This is a genomic window from Terrihabitans aquatilis (assembly GCF_052542005.1).
In genome coordinates, this window is record NZ_JBOCUO010000002.1 from 808,615 (window position 1) to 822,571 (window position 13,957).

At 65.0% G+C, this 13,957-nt stretch carries 12 protein-coding genes; 6 read left to right on the forward strand and 6 right to left on the reverse strand.

What is annotated here, in order from left to right:
- Window positions 1-27: 27 nt before the first annotated feature.
- The 3 genes from ACQ6S1_RS09975 to mutM form a co-directional block, all read right to left on the reverse strand.
- On the reverse strand, window positions 28-474 hold the full coding sequence (locus ACQ6S1_RS09975) for a rhodanese-like domain-containing protein (protein WP_445041024.1): 447 nt from the start codon (window positions 472-474) through the stop codon (window positions 28-30).
- Between the two features lie 649 nt (window positions 475-1,123).
- Window positions 1,124-1,390 carry a 30S ribosomal protein S20 gene (gene rpsT, locus ACQ6S1_RS09980; RefSeq protein WP_445041025.1) on the reverse strand — a complete coding sequence of 89 codons (267 nt, stop codon included), beginning with the start codon at window positions 1,388-1,390 and terminating at the stop codon, window positions 1,124-1,126.
- A gap of 123 nt (window positions 1,391-1,513) precedes the next feature.
- Window positions 1,514-2,395 carry a bifunctional DNA-formamidopyrimidine glycosylase/DNA-(apurinic or apyrimidinic site) lyase gene (mutM, locus tag ACQ6S1_RS09985; protein ID WP_445041026.1) on the reverse strand — a complete coding sequence of 294 codons (882 nt, stop codon included), beginning with the start codon at window positions 2,393-2,395 and terminating at the stop codon, window positions 1,514-1,516.
- Between the two features lie 86 nt (window positions 2,396-2,481).
- Here mutM and ubiE point away from each other — a divergent pair, with 86 nt between their 5' ends.
- The 6 genes from ubiE to cysK all read left to right on the forward strand — a co-directional run bounded on the left by ubiE (window position 2,482) and on the right by cysK (window position 8,035).
- Window positions 2,482-3,252, forward strand: coding sequence for a bifunctional demethylmenaquinone methyltransferase/2-methoxy-6-polyprenyl-1,4-benzoquinol methylase UbiE (ubiE, locus tag ACQ6S1_RS09990; protein ID WP_445041027.1), 771 nt, complete (start codon window positions 2,482-2,484; stop codon window positions 3,250-3,252).
- 6 nt (window positions 3,253-3,258) lie between these two features.
- Window positions 3,259-4,818 carry a 2-polyprenylphenol 6-hydroxylase gene (gene ubiB, locus ACQ6S1_RS09995; protein WP_445041028.1) on the forward strand — a complete coding sequence of 520 codons (1,560 nt, stop codon included), beginning with the start codon at window positions 3,259-3,261 and terminating at the stop codon, window positions 4,816-4,818.
- 9 nt (window positions 4,819-4,827) lie between these two features.
- Window positions 4,828-6,042 carry a bifunctional phosphopantothenoylcysteine decarboxylase/phosphopantothenate--cysteine ligase CoaBC gene (gene coaBC / locus ACQ6S1_RS10000; protein ID WP_445041029.1) on the forward strand — a complete coding sequence of 405 codons (1,215 nt, stop codon included), beginning with the start codon at window positions 4,828-4,830 and terminating at the stop codon, window positions 6,040-6,042.
- On the forward strand, window positions 6,039-6,512 hold the full coding sequence (gene dut / locus ACQ6S1_RS10005) for a dUTP diphosphatase (RefSeq protein WP_445041030.1): 474 nt from the start codon (window positions 6,039-6,041) through the stop codon (window positions 6,510-6,512). The genes coaBC and dut overlap by 4 nt, the downstream gene beginning before the upstream one ends.
- Entirely contained in the window at window positions 6,509-6,970 is a 462-nt protein-coding gene (locus ACQ6S1_RS10010) for an RrF2 family transcriptional regulator (protein ID WP_445041031.1), read from the forward strand. Before dut ends, ACQ6S1_RS10010 begins: the two co-directional genes overlap by 4 nt.
- 81 nt (window positions 6,971-7,051) lie before the next feature.
- Complete coding sequence (cysK, locus tag ACQ6S1_RS10015; RefSeq protein ID WP_445041032.1) at window positions 7,052-8,035, forward strand: cysteine synthase A; 984 nt, start codon at window positions 7,052-7,054, stop codon at window positions 8,033-8,035.
- Between the two features lie 44 nt (window positions 8,036-8,079).
- Here cysK and ACQ6S1_RS10020 read toward each other — a convergent pair whose 3' ends face one another.
- The 3 genes from ACQ6S1_RS10020 to ACQ6S1_RS10030 form a co-directional block, all read right to left on the reverse strand.
- On the reverse strand, window positions 8,080-9,267 hold the full coding sequence (locus ACQ6S1_RS10020) for an isochorismate synthase (protein WP_445041033.1): 1,188 nt from the start codon (window positions 9,265-9,267) through the stop codon (window positions 8,080-8,082).
- A gap of 185 nt (window positions 9,268-9,452) precedes the next feature.
- A complete protein-coding gene (gene typA / locus ACQ6S1_RS10025; RefSeq protein WP_445041034.1) occupies window positions 9,453-11,276 on the reverse strand; it encodes a translational GTPase TypA in 1,824 nt (607 codons plus the stop codon).
- A 188-nt stretch (window positions 11,277-11,464) separates the two neighbouring features.
- Complete coding sequence (locus tag ACQ6S1_RS10030) at window positions 11,465-13,861, reverse strand: beta strand repeat-containing protein (protein ID WP_445041035.1); 2,397 nt, start codon at window positions 13,859-13,861, stop codon at window positions 11,465-11,467.
- Window positions 13,862-13,957: the final 96 nt, after the last annotated feature.

The window sequence follows — 13,957 nt, forward strand, 5'->3', positions numbered from 1 at the left end:
ATACGTCGAGCATGGAGGGAGATCCGGCTAGCTTTGGCGCCAGGGAAGGCCGTGCGCCTTCCAGCCGTCGACCGTACCGCGGTGGCGCTCGGGATCTGGCGGGCCTTCGAAGCCGCCAACCACATTATAGCTGGTCCCGAAACCATTGGCGGTGCTGATGCTTGCGGCGGCGGCGCTGCGTCCGCCGGAACGGCACAGGAAATAAAGCGGGGCATCGCCCGGCACGCCACGCTCAGCGAGAGCGACCTTCAGGCGTTCGGGGAAGTCGGACGCGACCTGCATGGCCGGCCAGATCTGCCATTCGATCAGCAAGGGCTCCTTGCCGATGCCGGACAGGTCCGGCAGGCCGACGAAGGTCCATTCTTCGCGCGTCCGCACATCGATGAGCTGGGCATCCGGCTGCTTGGCCAATTCCTGAAATGCGGTTTGCGCGTCGATATCGCCCGCATATCTCCCCCCGTTCTGCCCAGACATAACGCCCCCTCATGCGGAATCGAAAACTCCGCATTAATTGTTTAAATTTTTTAACTGAACGCCACGCAACGCTAAGGGAAAGATGAGTGCCTCGATATCTTCCCACAACGAAACATCTGACAATTCCCCATTTTGCCAGAAAGGCGACAATACTTAACCATTCCTGCTCCACGCAGGTTCTGGCCAAGCTTTGATTTATTGAAGTCCCTGGCGGGCCGGGGACAAGCCCGAAGATACAGACCCGGGCGGCCGGTGCAAGCGTCCCGTCGGTCGATTCGGCTCCGGTTTGATACGCACGGCACCGCAGCTTTCGCGCCGGCCTGTGAAAAGCGTTGAGACTCCGCGAGATTCGACGCTGTCCGCGCGGATCGGGGAGCGCTGCAAAATTTTTTTAACAATTTTGCTTGCGCCCGGACTCCGTGTCCGGAATCGAGGGGCACCCAAACGTATTGCCCGTAAACCATTGATATCTATAGAGAAATACTGCGCGGCCGGCGTTTTTCCTGCGGATTCAGCGAATCCCGCGAGTCAAGGCCCCATCGGCATGTCGAGGCATTTTGTGACGTTTCCACAACGCATGAATGACGCAAGAAAAAGCCCGGCGCAAAGGCCGGGCTTTTCCAATTTCAACGGGTCCTGAAGCGAGGTGTCAGGCCGACAGCAGCTTCACCCGGGCCGACAGGCGCGACACCTTGCGGGACGCGGTGTTCTTGTGCAGCACGCCCTTCTGGGCAGCGCGCATGATCTCGGGCTGGGCGGCGCGCAGTGCCTCGGAGGCCGCGGACGCATCGCCGGAGGCCAGGGCCTCTTCGACCTTGCGGAGGAAGGTGCGCATGCGGCTGGTGCGGGCGCGGTTGACTTCAGTGCGCCGCTCAATCTTGCGGACGGCCTTCTTGGCCGATTTCGTGTTGGCCATATCGTGTTCCTCGAACAACCTGCCCTGCGGCAGGCGCGTGGGCACAGAAAAACGTGTGCGGCGAAGTTGCCCCGCCGCATTGGACGGTTCTCATAAGCTCTTGCCGGCGTGAGGTCAATGCGCTCAGCGCTGGCAGGCCGAACAATAAAAGGTGGAGCGGCCGTTCTGCGTGATGCGGTGAACGGTTCCGGAGCAGCCTTCGCGGGTGCACGGATGCCCCGTGCGATCATAGACGCGGAAGGTGTGCTGGAAATAGCCCAATTCGCCCGATGTCTGGATGTGGTCGCGCAGGCTCGATCCCCCGGCCGCTACAGCCTCGGTCAACACGTCGCGGATCGCCTGGGCGAGGCGGCCGGCCCGCAGGCCCGGCCGGGCGGTTCCGGCCAATGTGCGTGCCTTGCGAAACGGCGACAGTCCGGCGCGGAACAGGGCTTCGCACACATAGATGTTGCCGAGCCCCGCGATCAGCTTCTGGTCGAGCAGCGCCGCCTTCAGGCTGGTTTCCCGCCCGGCGAAGGCGCGGGCCAGAACCGCCCCGTCGAGCTCGTTGCCGAGCGGTTCGATTCCCAGATCCTTCAGCAGAGGATGCTCTCCGATCTCGGCGCGTGGCACGAGCAGCATGAAGCCGAAGCGACGCGGATCGTTGTAGGTGACACGGGTGCCGGTCTGCGTCGTGAACACCACATGATCATGCGGCGTCTGCTTCGAGCGCGCATGATGGAAGACGCCCGGCACCAGCTCGGCGTCTTTGGGCGCATCGATGCGGAACGAGCCCGACATTCCCAGATGCATGATCAGCACCATTCCGTCGTCGAGATCGGCCAACAGATATTTCGCCCGACGCGACAGGGCGGTCACGCGCCGTCCGGTCAGCCGCGCGGCGAGATTTTCGGGGAACGGAAAGCGCAGATCCGCCCGGCGCACCTCGACATGCGCCAGCGTGTGGTCGACAAGGGCGGGCTCAAGCCCGCGACGGACGGTCTCGACTTCTGGAAGCTCGGGCATTGTGCGCCAGGTGGGAATGGAGCAAGCAAACTAGCGTCGCCTCGGGCCCTGCGCTAGGGTCCGCGCGTTCCTTAGGAAGTGTCAGCATGTCCGATCGCCCAGGCGAGTCCGAAACCACGCATTTTGGCTTTGAGGATGTCGCGCTCGGCGACAAGCAGGGCCGGGTGAACGAGGTGTTCCACGGTGTGGCGCAGCGCTACGACGTGATGAACGATCTGATGTCGGGCGGTCTGCACCGGGCCTGGAAGCAGGCGCTCCTCACCGAGCTCAATCTGCCGCGCGGACCCCGGCGCTTCCGGCTGCTCGACGTTGCGGGCGGCACGGGCGATATCGGGCTTGGCGCGCTGAAGCGGGGCGGGCCGGGCGTGCATGTCACACTGTTCGACATCAACCCCTCGATGCTGGAGGTCGGCCGCGAACGAGCCGAGGCGCGGGGCCTGTCCGACCGCGTCGAGATCTTCGAGGGCAATGCCGAGGAGCTTCCCTTCGACGATTGCAGCTTCGAAGCGGTGACGATCGCCTTCGGCCTGCGCAACGTGCCGCGCATGGACCGCGCCCTCGCCGAGGCGCGCCGCGTGCTCGTGCCCGGCGGCCGCTTCTTCTGCCTTGAATTCTCGAAGGTCGATGCCCCGGTGCTCGACCGCGTCTACGATCTCTATTCTTTCAAGGCCATTCCTCACATCGGCCGTCTGGTGGCGGGTGATGGCGAGCCCTATCGCTATCTCGTCGAATCCATCCGACGCTTCCCCCCGCCGGAGGAGCTGGCCGGCATGATGCGCACGGCCGGCCTGTCCCGCGTGGCCTACACGCCCTACACCGGCGGCATCGCGGCCTTGCACACCGGCTGGCGGTTGTAACCGCGCATGCTCGGATCGATCGGCCACATCGCACGCATCCTGCGCGCCTCCTGGGTGTTCGCCCGCGAGGGCGTGTTCCGCGAGGTCGACACCAGCGGCCTGCCGCCTCTGGCCCGGTTCGCCATTCGCGCCTCCCGGGTGGTCGAGCGCCGCCAGCGGCGCGGCCATGCTTTGCCGACAGCGCTGGAGCGGCTCGGCCCCTCTTATGTGAAGCTCGGCCAGTTCCTCGCCACCCGCGCGGACGTGGTCGGCGCCGAGATCGCGGGCGAGCTCGGCGAATTGCAGGACCGCATGGCCCCGTTCGGCACCGGCGTCGCCGAAGACACGATCCTGCATGCGCTCGGCCGCCCGGTCGACACGCTGTTCACGAGTTTCGGCCCGCCCCTGGCGGCGGCCTCGATCGCCCAGGTCCATCGCGCCACGATCGCCACTCCGCGCGGGGAACGCGTGGTCGCGGTCAAAGTCATCCGGCCGGGCGTGGCTCGGCGCTTCCGGCGCGATCTTTCCACCTTCTATGCCGTCGCCGGATGGCTGGAGCGGTTCAGCCGCTTTGCCCGGCGCCTGCGCCCCGTCGCCGTCGTCGATACGCTGGCGCAATCCGTCACCTTCGAGATGGATTTCCGGCTTGAGGCGGCGGCCTTGTCGGAAATGGCGCAGAACACCAAGGGAGACCCCGGCTTCCGGGTGCCGGCCGTTGATTGGGACCGGACGGCCAAGGACGTTCTGACCCTGGAATGGGTGGAGGGCATCCCTCTCACCGACAGGGCGGCGCTGGCCGCGTCGGGCTACGATCTTCCCGCGCTCGGGCGCAACCTCATCCAGTCGTTCCTGCGCCACGCCATGCGCGACGGCTTCTTCCATGGCGACATGCATCCCGGAAATCTGTTCGTGGATGCGGCCGGCAACATCGTCGCCATCGATTTTGGCATCACCGGCCGCCTTGGCCAGAAGGAACGCCGCTTCCTGGCCGAAATCCTCTACGGCTTCATCGAGCGCGATTACCGCCGCGTGGCCGAGGTCCATTTCGCCGCGGGCTATGTGCGGCCCAATCAATCCGTTGACGAATTCGCCCGGGCCCTGCGCTCGATCGGCGAGCCTATTCACGACCGGCCCGCCGAGGACATCTCGATGGCGCGGCTGCTGACGCAGCTGTTCGAGATCACCGAGATCTTCGACATGTACACCCGCCCCGAGCTCATCATGCTCCAGAAGACTATGGTGGTGGTGGAGGGCGTGGCCCGCTCGCTCGATCCCCGTCTCGACATGTGGAAGACGGCGGCCCCCGTGGTGCGCGAATGGATCACTCGCAATCTCGGCCCGCAGGGCCGGGTGGAGGATGCGGCCGACACGCTCACCCGGCTCGGGCGCAGTATCGGCGCGCTGCCGGATCTGATCATCCGGGGCGAGCGGCTCGTCGCCCGTCTTGAGGATCTGTCCGAACACGGCTTTCCCCTCGCGCCGGAGACGCTGCGCGGCATCGGCCGGGCGGAAGCGCGGCGCGCGCGCTGGGGCAATCTCGCGCTCTGGGTCATCGCGATTTTGCTCGCCGTCGCGATCTTGTTCTAAGGCTGTGCGATGACCGAGAGCGTCCTTGACCAACGCCGCGTCCTTCTCATCATCGGTGGCGGCATCGCGGCCTATAAGAGTCTCGATCTGATCCGCCGGCTGAAGGAGCGTGGCGCACATGTTCGCGCCATTCTCACCGAAGCCGGTGCGGAATTCGTAACGCCGTTGTCCGTCGGCGCCCTCAGCGGCGAGCGCGTGTTCGGCGATCTGTTCGATCTCGCCGACGAAAACGACATCGGCCATATCCGCCTCGCGCGGGACACCGATCTCATCATCGTCGCTCCGGCCACGGCCGATCTTCTCGCGAAAATGGCCCATGGCCTGGCCAACGATCTTGCCTCCACGGCGCTGCTTGCCACAGACCGCCCGGCGCTCGTCGCCCCGGCCATGAACCCACGCATGTGGAGCCACAACGCCACACGGCGGAACATCGCCCTCCTGCGCGAAGACGGAATCGGCGTCATCGGTCCCAATGAGGGGCTTATGGCGGAGCGCGGCGAAAGCGGCTTGGGCCGCATGGCCGAGCCGCTGGAAATCGTCGCGGCTGCCGAAGCGCTTTTGTCGCCGATAGAAAAGGTGCTGGCCGGCCGACGCGTTCTGGTCACGTCCGGGCCGACGCACGAGCCCATCGATCCCGTTCGGGTCCTCGCCAATCGCTCCTCCGGCCGTCAGGGCCATGCCATTGCGCGTGCAGCGGCCGAAGCTGGCGCAGAGGTAATTCTCATATCGGGGCCTGTGGCGGTTCCCGATCCCGAGGGCGTGCACGTGGTTCGGGTCGAGACCGCGCGCCAGATGCAGGCCGCGGTGGAGGTCGCGCTTCCCGCCGATCTCGCGATCTTCGCCGCGGCCGTGGCCGATTGGCGGGTGGAGACGGAAAGCGCCTCAAAGGTGAAGAAGGGGGCTGGCGGCCCCCCCGCGCTGCACCTTGTCGAGAATCCCGACATCCTCGCCGGTATTGCGCGCCTCACCGAGGACAGGCCGCGCCTCGTGGTCGGCTTCGCGGCCGAGACGGACGAGGTGCTTGAGCACGCCCGGGCCAAGCTCGCCCGCAAGGGCTGCGATCTGATCATCGCCAATGACGTTTCGCCCGACACCGGCATCATGGGCGGCACCAGCAATGCGGTGCATCTCGTATCGGCCGCAGGCGTCGAAACCTGGCCCTCTTTGACCAAGGACGAGGTGGCACGGCGTCTGATCGCGCGCCTCGCGGAGATGTTGCCGTGAGCATTCGGATCGCCGTCACCCGCCTTCCTCATGCAGCCGGGCTGCCGCTGCCCGCCTATGAAACCTCAGGCGCCGCCGGCCTCGATCTTCTGGCGGCTGTTGAAGAAGCTTCCCCTTTACGGTTAAGTCCGGGTGAGCGGCGCCTCGTTCCCACCGGCCTCGTCATGGAATTGCCGGCCGGTTACGAAGCGCAGGTGCGGCCCCGTTCCGGCCTCGCTTTCCGCCATGGAGTGACGGTGCTGAACGCGCCCGGCACGATCGATGCCGATTATCGGGGAGAGGTCCAGGTGCTTCTGATTAATCTCGGAACCGAGGATTTCGTCATTTCCCGGGGGATGCGCATCGCCCAGATGATCATTTCACGCGTGGAAACAGTCGATTTGTGGGAAGCCGATGTGCTAAGCGAAACCACACGTGGGGCCGGTGGTTTCGGTTCCACAGGCACCGGACATCAGAAGGCCGACGTATGAACCTCCTACCGCGCCGCAGTTTGCTGGCCATCGCCGCCGTCGTGGACATCGCCTACCACGCCCGCCCGGCGCCCATTGCGGCCAAGGCCCTGTCGGCCCGCCACAGCCTTCCCCCCCGCCATCTCGAAACATTGCTTCAGGTCCTCGTGCGGTCCGGCATCCTGAAGGGCGTGCGCGGTCCGCGCGGCGGCTATGAGCTGGCTCGGGAACGCCGGCGCATCACGCTTGCGGATATCGTGCGCGCAGCCTCCGGTGGCATCCAGAACGGCGACGAATCCGACGAGGAATCACAGGAGCCTTCGGCCCTCGTGCGCGGCATCGTGGTGCCGGCGATCGAGCAGGCCTCCGAAACTTTTCTCGAGAAGCTCGAGGAAATCACGGTCGATGATCTTTGCCAGGCCGCCCAGAAGGACCAAGTCTTCGGAGAGGCGCAGGCGAATTACGATTTCACGATCTGATTTGCGCATTGCGCCCCTTGAAACATCCGTAGGATGTGATTTCTTAGAAGCCACGTTCAAAGGCTCATCCGGGAGGATCCAATGCCCCAGCTCGCCACCACAGAACCGCAGACGGAGCATGTGCCCGGGCGCGGCCGCGTTTACAATTCCATCACCGAGACCATCGGCGACACGCCTCTGGTGCGCCTGAATCGCATCGGCGAGGAGCAGGGCGTAAAGGCCAACCTGTTGGCCAAGCTTGAGTTCTTCAATCCGATCGCAAGCGTCAAGGACCGCATCGGTGTGGCCATGATCGACGCCGCCGAAGAGGCCGGGGTGCTCAAGCCCGGCGGCACTTTGGTCGAGCCCACGTCCGGCAACACCGGCATCGCACTGGCCTTCACGGCGGCGGCACGCGGTTACCGCATGATCCTCGTCATGCCGGAGACCATGTCGGTCGAGCGCCGCAAGATGCTTGCTCTTCTGGGTGCCGAACTCGTCCTCACCGAAGGGGCCAAGGGCATGAAGGGCGCCATCGCCCGCGCCGAGGAATTGCTGAACGAGATCCCGGGCTCGGTGATGCCTCAGCAGTTCAAGAACAAGGCTAATCCCGCCGTCCATCGCCGCACCACGGCTGAGGAGATCTGGAACGACACCAATGGCAAAGTCGATGCGGTCATCGCGGGTATCGGCACCGGTGGCACCATCACCGGCGTTGGCCAGGTCCTGAAGCAGCGCAATCCGTCGATCAAGCTGATCGCGGTGGAGCCCGAGGATTCTCCGGTCCTGTCGGGCGGACAGCCCGGCCCGCACAAGATCCAGGGCATCGGCGCCGGTTTCGTGCCGGACGTGCTGGATCGCGAGCTGATCGATGAGGTCGTCACGGTCGGCAACCAGACCGCGTTCGACACGGCCCGCAAGGTCGCCCGCCTCGAAGGCATCCCGGTCGGCATCTCGTCGGGCGCGGCGGTCGCGGCGGCTCTGGAGATCGGTTCGCGCCCCGAATTCGCGGGCAGGAACATCGTCATCATCATTCCGAGCTTCGCCGAGCGCTATCTCTCGACGGCTCTGTTCGAAGGCCTCTGATCCGGCCCGATCCAATTGAAAAGGGCGGCTTGAGCCGCCCTTTTTCATGCCCATGTGCAAGGCGTTCGGCGGATGTCTCCGTCCTCAGAAGCCGCCCATCGGCGCCTCGATGCCGACGCGTCCAGCAGGGCCATGAACTTGGCCGCTGTTTCCTCTATCTCGTCATCCGGATCCGAACCGGCCACGATTCCGGCCCCGGCATAAAGCCGCGCCCTGTGGCCGGATATCTCGGCGCAGCGTATGGCCACATGCCATTCGCCGTCTCCCGAAGAATCGCACCAGCCCACCGCGCCGGAATAGAAGCCGCGATCGAAGGGCTCGATGGCTTTGACAGCCTTGATCGCTGCCGGGCGCGGCATTCCGCACACGGCTGGCGTCGGATGGAGCGCGGCCGCGAGATCGAGCGACGAAATATCGGGATCGCGCAGCTCGCCTTCGATCCGGGTGGCGAGGTGCCATAGCGTCTTGGTGGCGAGCAGGCGCGGCGTTTCGGGCACGCACAGGCTGCGACAATAGGGAGCCAGCACATCGGCGATGGCTTCGATCATCGCGGCGTGCTCGCGCCGGTCCTTTTCGCAAGCAAGGAGCGCCCGCGCCGCGTCTTCGTCGCGTACCGGATCCGCGAGGCGCTTCGCCGATCCGGCCAGCGGGTGCGACGCCACGCGCGTGCCCGTCTTCGAAACGAGAAGCTCGGGCGTGGCTCCAACGAGGGTGCATTCGGCCAGGGGCACGCAGAATGCGGTGGTTCCGGGATCGCCCGACAGACGCCGCAGGATAGCGGGAATGTCGAAATCCTCCTCGCCACTGACGAACAGGCTGCGCGCCAGCACGATTCGGCGTAGTCCGTCCTTCTCCGCAGCGATCAGCGCCAGGGCGCGGCGCACGCCTGCCGCATAGGCGCGGGTGCTGGGCTGGGGACGGACCTGCAGACGGTCGCTTCGGCATCCCCCATCGATAACGCCAAAGGGAGGCTGAGCCTGTATGCCGAGATGGTCCGGCTGAAAAAGATAGCAGGCCGCGTCCCGGTCGAAGGGCAATGCACCGGTCAGCATATCGGGGCCGTTTCTGTTGCCCGCAAAGAAAGCGCGCGCGGCGTCTCCCATTTCCGCCAGGGTATAGCCGGCCATTACATGCCGCTGCCCCTGCGCGGAGATCTTCTCTTTGCCGCGTGTCAGGCTGAAGGGCGCGTCCGGCGCCGAGATATCGTCGTAGAGCTGAGCGAGTGCGTGCATCGAGGGTCCCGGCGGGGCATGCCCACCTTGAAAATATTCCAAACTACGATATTCGTATGTATTTTATGGCTAGTGCCTGTTGCCGGGCGATAAGTCAACCTGCCGGAGGAGATCGGACGCCGGCGCAAAACAAAAAAGGCCGGCCCCCCGGGGACCGGCCTTTCTCATTGCCCGAGTGTGGAAGATCAGGCGGTTTCTTTGGTCTTCTCGGCGCGCTTGCGGTTGTTCGGGTCGAGATGAACCTTGCGCAGACGGATCGACTTCGGCGTCACTTCCACGCGCTCATCGTCCTGGATGTAGGTCAGGGCGCGCTCCAGCGTCATGCGGATCGGCGGCGTCAGGCGCACCGCTTCGTCCTTGGACGTGGTGCGGATGTTCGTCAGCTGCTTGCCCTTGAGAACGTTCACTTCCAGATCGTTCTCACGGGTGTGCTCGCCCACGATCATGCCCTGATAGACCTTCCAGCCGGGCTCGATCATCATCGGGCCGCGGTCCTCGAGGTTCCACAGCGCATAGGCCACGGCCTCGCCCGCCGAGTTCGCGATCAGCACGCCGTTGCGGCGGCCGGCGATCTCGCCCTTATAGGGCTGATAAGCGTGGAACAGCCGGTTCATGATGGCCGTGCCGCGCGTATCGGTCATCAGTTCCGACTGGTAGCCGATGAGGCCACGGGTGGGAGCGTGGAACACGAGGCGGACGCGGTTTCCGCCCGAGGGGCGCATTTCCAGCATTTCGGCGCGGCGCTCGCCCATCTTCTGGACGACGACGCCGGAATGCTCCTCGTCCACGTCGATGACCACTTCCTCGACCGGCTCGAGCGTCTCGCCGTTCTCGCCCTTTTGCAGCACCACGCGCGGACGAGAGATCGACAGCTCGAAGCCCTCGCGGCGCATGGTTTCGATGAGCACGGACAGCTGAAGTTCGCCGCGGCCGGAAACGAAGAACGAATCCTTGTCGGACGCTTCCTCGATCTTCAGCGCCACATTACCCTCGGCCTCCTTCAGCAGGCGGTCGCGGATCACGCGGCTGGTCACCTTGTCGCCTTCGGTGCCGGCCAGCGGGCTGTCGTTGACGATGAACGACATCGTCACGGTCGGCGGGTCGATCGGCTGCGCCTTCAGGGGCTCGGTGACGGAGAGGTCGCAGAAGGTGTCGGCGACGGTGCCCTTCGGCAGGCCGGCGATGGCGATGATGTCGCCGGCGACGCCTTCCTCGATCGGGGTGCGCTCGATGCCACGGAACGCGAGGATCTTCGAGATGCGGCCCTGCTCGACCACCGAGCCGTCCTGCGCCAGCACCTTGACGCTCTGGTTCGGCTTGATGGAGCCCGAGGTGATGCGGCCCGTGATCATGCGGCCGAGGAAGGGGTTCGATTCCAGCAGAGTGCCGATCATGCGGAACTGGGTGTCCTCATGGACCTTCGGCTCCGGCACGTGCTTCAGCACGAGGTCGAGCAGCGGGGCCATGCCCTGATCCTGCGGCCCCTCCGGCGATTCAGCCATCCAGCCGGAACGGCCGGAGCCGTACAGGATGTGGAAGTCGAGCTGCTCGTCGGTGGCGTCCAGCGCGGCGAACAGGTCGAACACCTCGTTCACCACTTCGGCCGGCCGCGCGTCGGAACGATCAACCTTGTTGATCGCGACGATGGGCCGAAGACCAACCTTCAGCGCCTTGCCGACCACGAACTTGGTCTGAGGCATCGGGCCTTCGGCCGCGTCGACGAGGACGATCGCACCGTCGACCATGTTCAGGATACGCTCCACCTCACCGCCGAAATCGGCGTGGCCGGGCGTGTCCACGATGTTGATGCGCGTGTCCTTCCAGACGATCGATGTCGCCTTGGCCAGGATGGTGATGCCGCGCTCTTTTTCGAGCTCGTTGGAATCCATCACGCGCTCGGCGACGCGCTGGTTCTCACGATAGGAGCCGGACTGTTTCAGGAGTTCGTCGACGAGCGTGGTCTTGCCATGGTCGACGTGGGCGATGATCGCGATGTTGCGCAGCTTCATAGGGTCGGGGTCCAAAAAAGGGCCGGCGCCCGCCGGGGAGGAGCCTGAAAAGCGCAGCCATGTCTGATGTCGCGGCGCACCATAGGGAGAGCGTCGAAAAAAGCAACAACCGGGCGTCTTGTCGCATGCGGGCGGAAAAGAAAAAGGCGCGGCCTGAGCCGCGCCTTTCCCCATGATGTTGGCCTGTATCAGCGGCAGGAATCGTCGCCAGATTCGATGCCGCCGCAGAGTATCTCGGGCTTCCGTTCGGCCGGGGCTGCGGCTGCCTGCACGTTGTTGATGGAGGAGGCCGTGGAATTGCCGTCGGTCCCGGTGTCGGTCGCGTCGCCGTCGCCCGTGCCGCCTCCGGCGCCGCCATTCCCGGCAGTGTCGCCGTTACCGCTGCCACCATTGTTGCCGGTGTTCCCACCGTTATCGCCGCCATTGCCTCCGTTCCCGGCGGTGTCGTCGCCGCCGTTCCCATTGCCGTCGTTTCCGGCATTGCCACCGTTGCCGGTACCGTTATCGCCGTTTCCGGGATTGCCGCCATTGCCGTTGCCGGAACCGCCATTCCCGCCGGAATTGGTGCTCCCGCCGACGTTGACGTTCACGCTGGCCAGCGGGCCAGTGTCGTCGCCGCCATTCCCGCCGTCGCCGCCCGAATTGCCGGCATTGTTGCCGCCATTGAGAGCGTTGATGTCGACATCGGCGACGCTGCCCTGATGGCCGCTCTGATCGCCGCCAGTGTTCTGGCCGCCATTCAGGGCGTTGACGTCCACGTCGGCGATCGTGCCCGTCCCGTTGTTCGACGAGGTGCCTCCATTGTTCAGCGCATTGACATCGACATCGGCCAGGCCGGCCTGCTGGCCGTTCTGATCGCTGCCGGCGCCCTGCCCATTGTTCAGCACGTTGACATCAACACCGATCGGGCTTGCGGACTGAGCATTTGGATCGCCGGCCGCATTCTGCCCGGAGTTCAGCGCGTTGACGTCGACGCTGGCAATACCGCCCGAATTGCCGTTCGAGGGTGCGGCACCGCTGTTCAGGGCATTCACGTTGACGTCGGCGAGGCCGCCATTGTTGTTGGCGGGCTGCTGAGCATCGCTGTTCAGCACGTTGACATCGACGCCGATGGGGTTTGCGGACTGAGCGTTTTGATCGCCGGCCGCATTCTGTCCGGAGTTCAGCGCATTGACGTCGACGCTGGCAATGCCGCCCGAATTCCCGTTCGAGGGCGCGGCGCCGCTGTTCAGGGCATTCACGTTGACGTCGGCGAGGCCGCCATCGTTGTTGGCGGGCTGCTGCGCGCCGCGGTTCAGCACATTGACGTCGACGCCGACCGGGCTTGCAGGCTGGCCGTTCTGATCGCCGGCCGCGTTCTGCCCGGAGTTCAGCGCGTTGACGTTGACGTTGGCGATGCCGTTCGAATTTGCATCCGAGGGCTGTGCGCCATTGTTCAGTGCGTTGATATCGACATTGGCGATGCCGGCCCGCTGGTTCGTCGGGGTGGAAACGCCCTTCTGGCCATCGTTCAACGCATTGATGTTCACGCGTGCGAGCCCGTTGGTGTCGGTTTCAGCCGGCTGGGCACCACGATTGAGCGCGTTCACATCCACACTCACAGGGGTCCCGGTGCCGTCTTGCGGGGCCGCATTCTGGCCGCGGTTGAGCGCACCGATGTCGACATCGGCCACGCTGCCATTGCTGAGCACGTCGGCGTTCACGCCGGCCACAGGTGCCACGCTCCGCAGCACGCGGATGCGTGACTGCACCCCGTTGTTGAGCGCGTTGGCGTTCACATCTGCAGCGCTTGCTGCCGTCCCGGCATTGCCTGGAGTGCCTTCGGTCGCCGTTCCACCAATGGTGACCCGAGCCTTGACCGCATCGCTCACGGTACTGGCCTTGACGTCGGCCACGCTGTTGCCGTTCGCGACGTCCGCCTTCACCTTGGCGATGCCGTTCGTGGCGGATGTTGCAGGCGCCTCTGGAGCGCCGACCTTGACGCGGGCTTTCACATTATCATTGAGCGCCTTTGCTTTGACCCGGGCAACGTTCTTCTCGCCGCCGACCTTGGCGTTGGCCTTCGCCACGGAACCAGCCTTGGCCTTGGCTGTGGCCGTCCGCTTCTCGCCTGCAATCTTGGCCTTTGCCTTCAGACCGCGCTTTTTCCGGATCACACGCGCATCGTCATCTGAAGATGCGGTAGCTGCTGAGCGGGCCGCGGGAGCTGACGTGCTGGATGCTGTGCCGGCGGCAGCGCTCGTGCCTCGCGTGGTTCCGACGCCCACGCCGACGGATGCCGCACTGGCTCCACCGACGCTCGCTCCGACACTCGCTCCGCCGATGCCGACACCAACTCCGACGCCGCCGCGATTGGTACGGCCGATGCCGACGCTGACCCCGCGGCTTCCGCCGATACCGACGCCGACCCCACCACGGCTGCCGCCATTGTTGCTGCTGCTGCCGGTGCCGTTGGCCCCACCGGAATTGCCGCCTCGGCCCTTACCAAGTCCCAGGCCCAGTGCATTTGCGGGCGCGCTCAGCGACAAGACTAGCGCAACGGCACTGGCGGCACACAGGGCCTTCTTCATGCTCGCATTCTTCATTTGAACCTCCGCGATCGCTTTCTGGTTGTGCGACCCACCTCGGTGCAAAGAACGATGGTACGTAATAATACGTTCCGACTACTCCTTTAGTAGCGA

Bases quoted from the DNA above. Each gene is read 5' to 3' on its own strand.
- ACQ6S1_RS10010 (WP_445041031.1), top strand. From the start codon at position 6,509: ATGAACCTCCTACCGCGCCGCAGTTTGCTGGCCATCGCCGCCGTCGTG.
- ACQ6S1_RS09975 (WP_445041024.1), bottom strand. From the start codon at position 474: ATGTCTGGGCAGAACGGGGGGAGATATGCGGGCGATATCGACGCGCAA.
- mutM (WP_445041026.1), bottom strand. From the start codon at position 2,395: ATGCCCGAGCTTCCAGAAGTCGAGACCGTCCGTCGCGGGCTTGAGCCC.
- cysK (WP_445041032.1), top strand. From the start codon at position 7,052: ATGCCCCAGCTCGCCACCACAGAACCGCAGACGGAGCATGTGCCCGGG.
- rpsT (WP_445041025.1), bottom strand. From the start codon at position 1,390: ATGGCCAACACGAAATCGGCCAAGAAGGCCGTCCGCAAGATTGAGCGG.
- typA (WP_445041034.1), bottom strand. From the start codon at position 11,276: ATGAAGCTGCGCAACATCGCGATCATCGCCCACGTCGACCATGGCAAG.
- coaBC (WP_445041029.1), top strand. From the start codon at position 4,828: ATGACCGAGAGCGTCCTTGACCAACGCCGCGTCCTTCTCATCATCGGT.
- ACQ6S1_RS10030 (WP_445041035.1), bottom strand. From the start codon at position 13,861: ATGAAGAATGCGAGCATGAAGAAGGCCCTGTGTGCCGCCAGTGCCGTT.
- ubiE (WP_445041027.1), top strand. From the start codon at position 2,482: ATGTCCGATCGCCCAGGCGAGTCCGAAACCACGCATTTTGGCTTTGAG.
- ubiB (WP_445041028.1), top strand. From the start codon at position 3,259: ATGCTCGGATCGATCGGCCACATCGCACGCATCCTGCGCGCCTCCTGG.
- ACQ6S1_RS10020 (WP_445041033.1), bottom strand. From the start codon at position 9,267: ATGCACGCACTCGCTCAGCTCTACGACGATATCTCGGCGCCGGACGCG.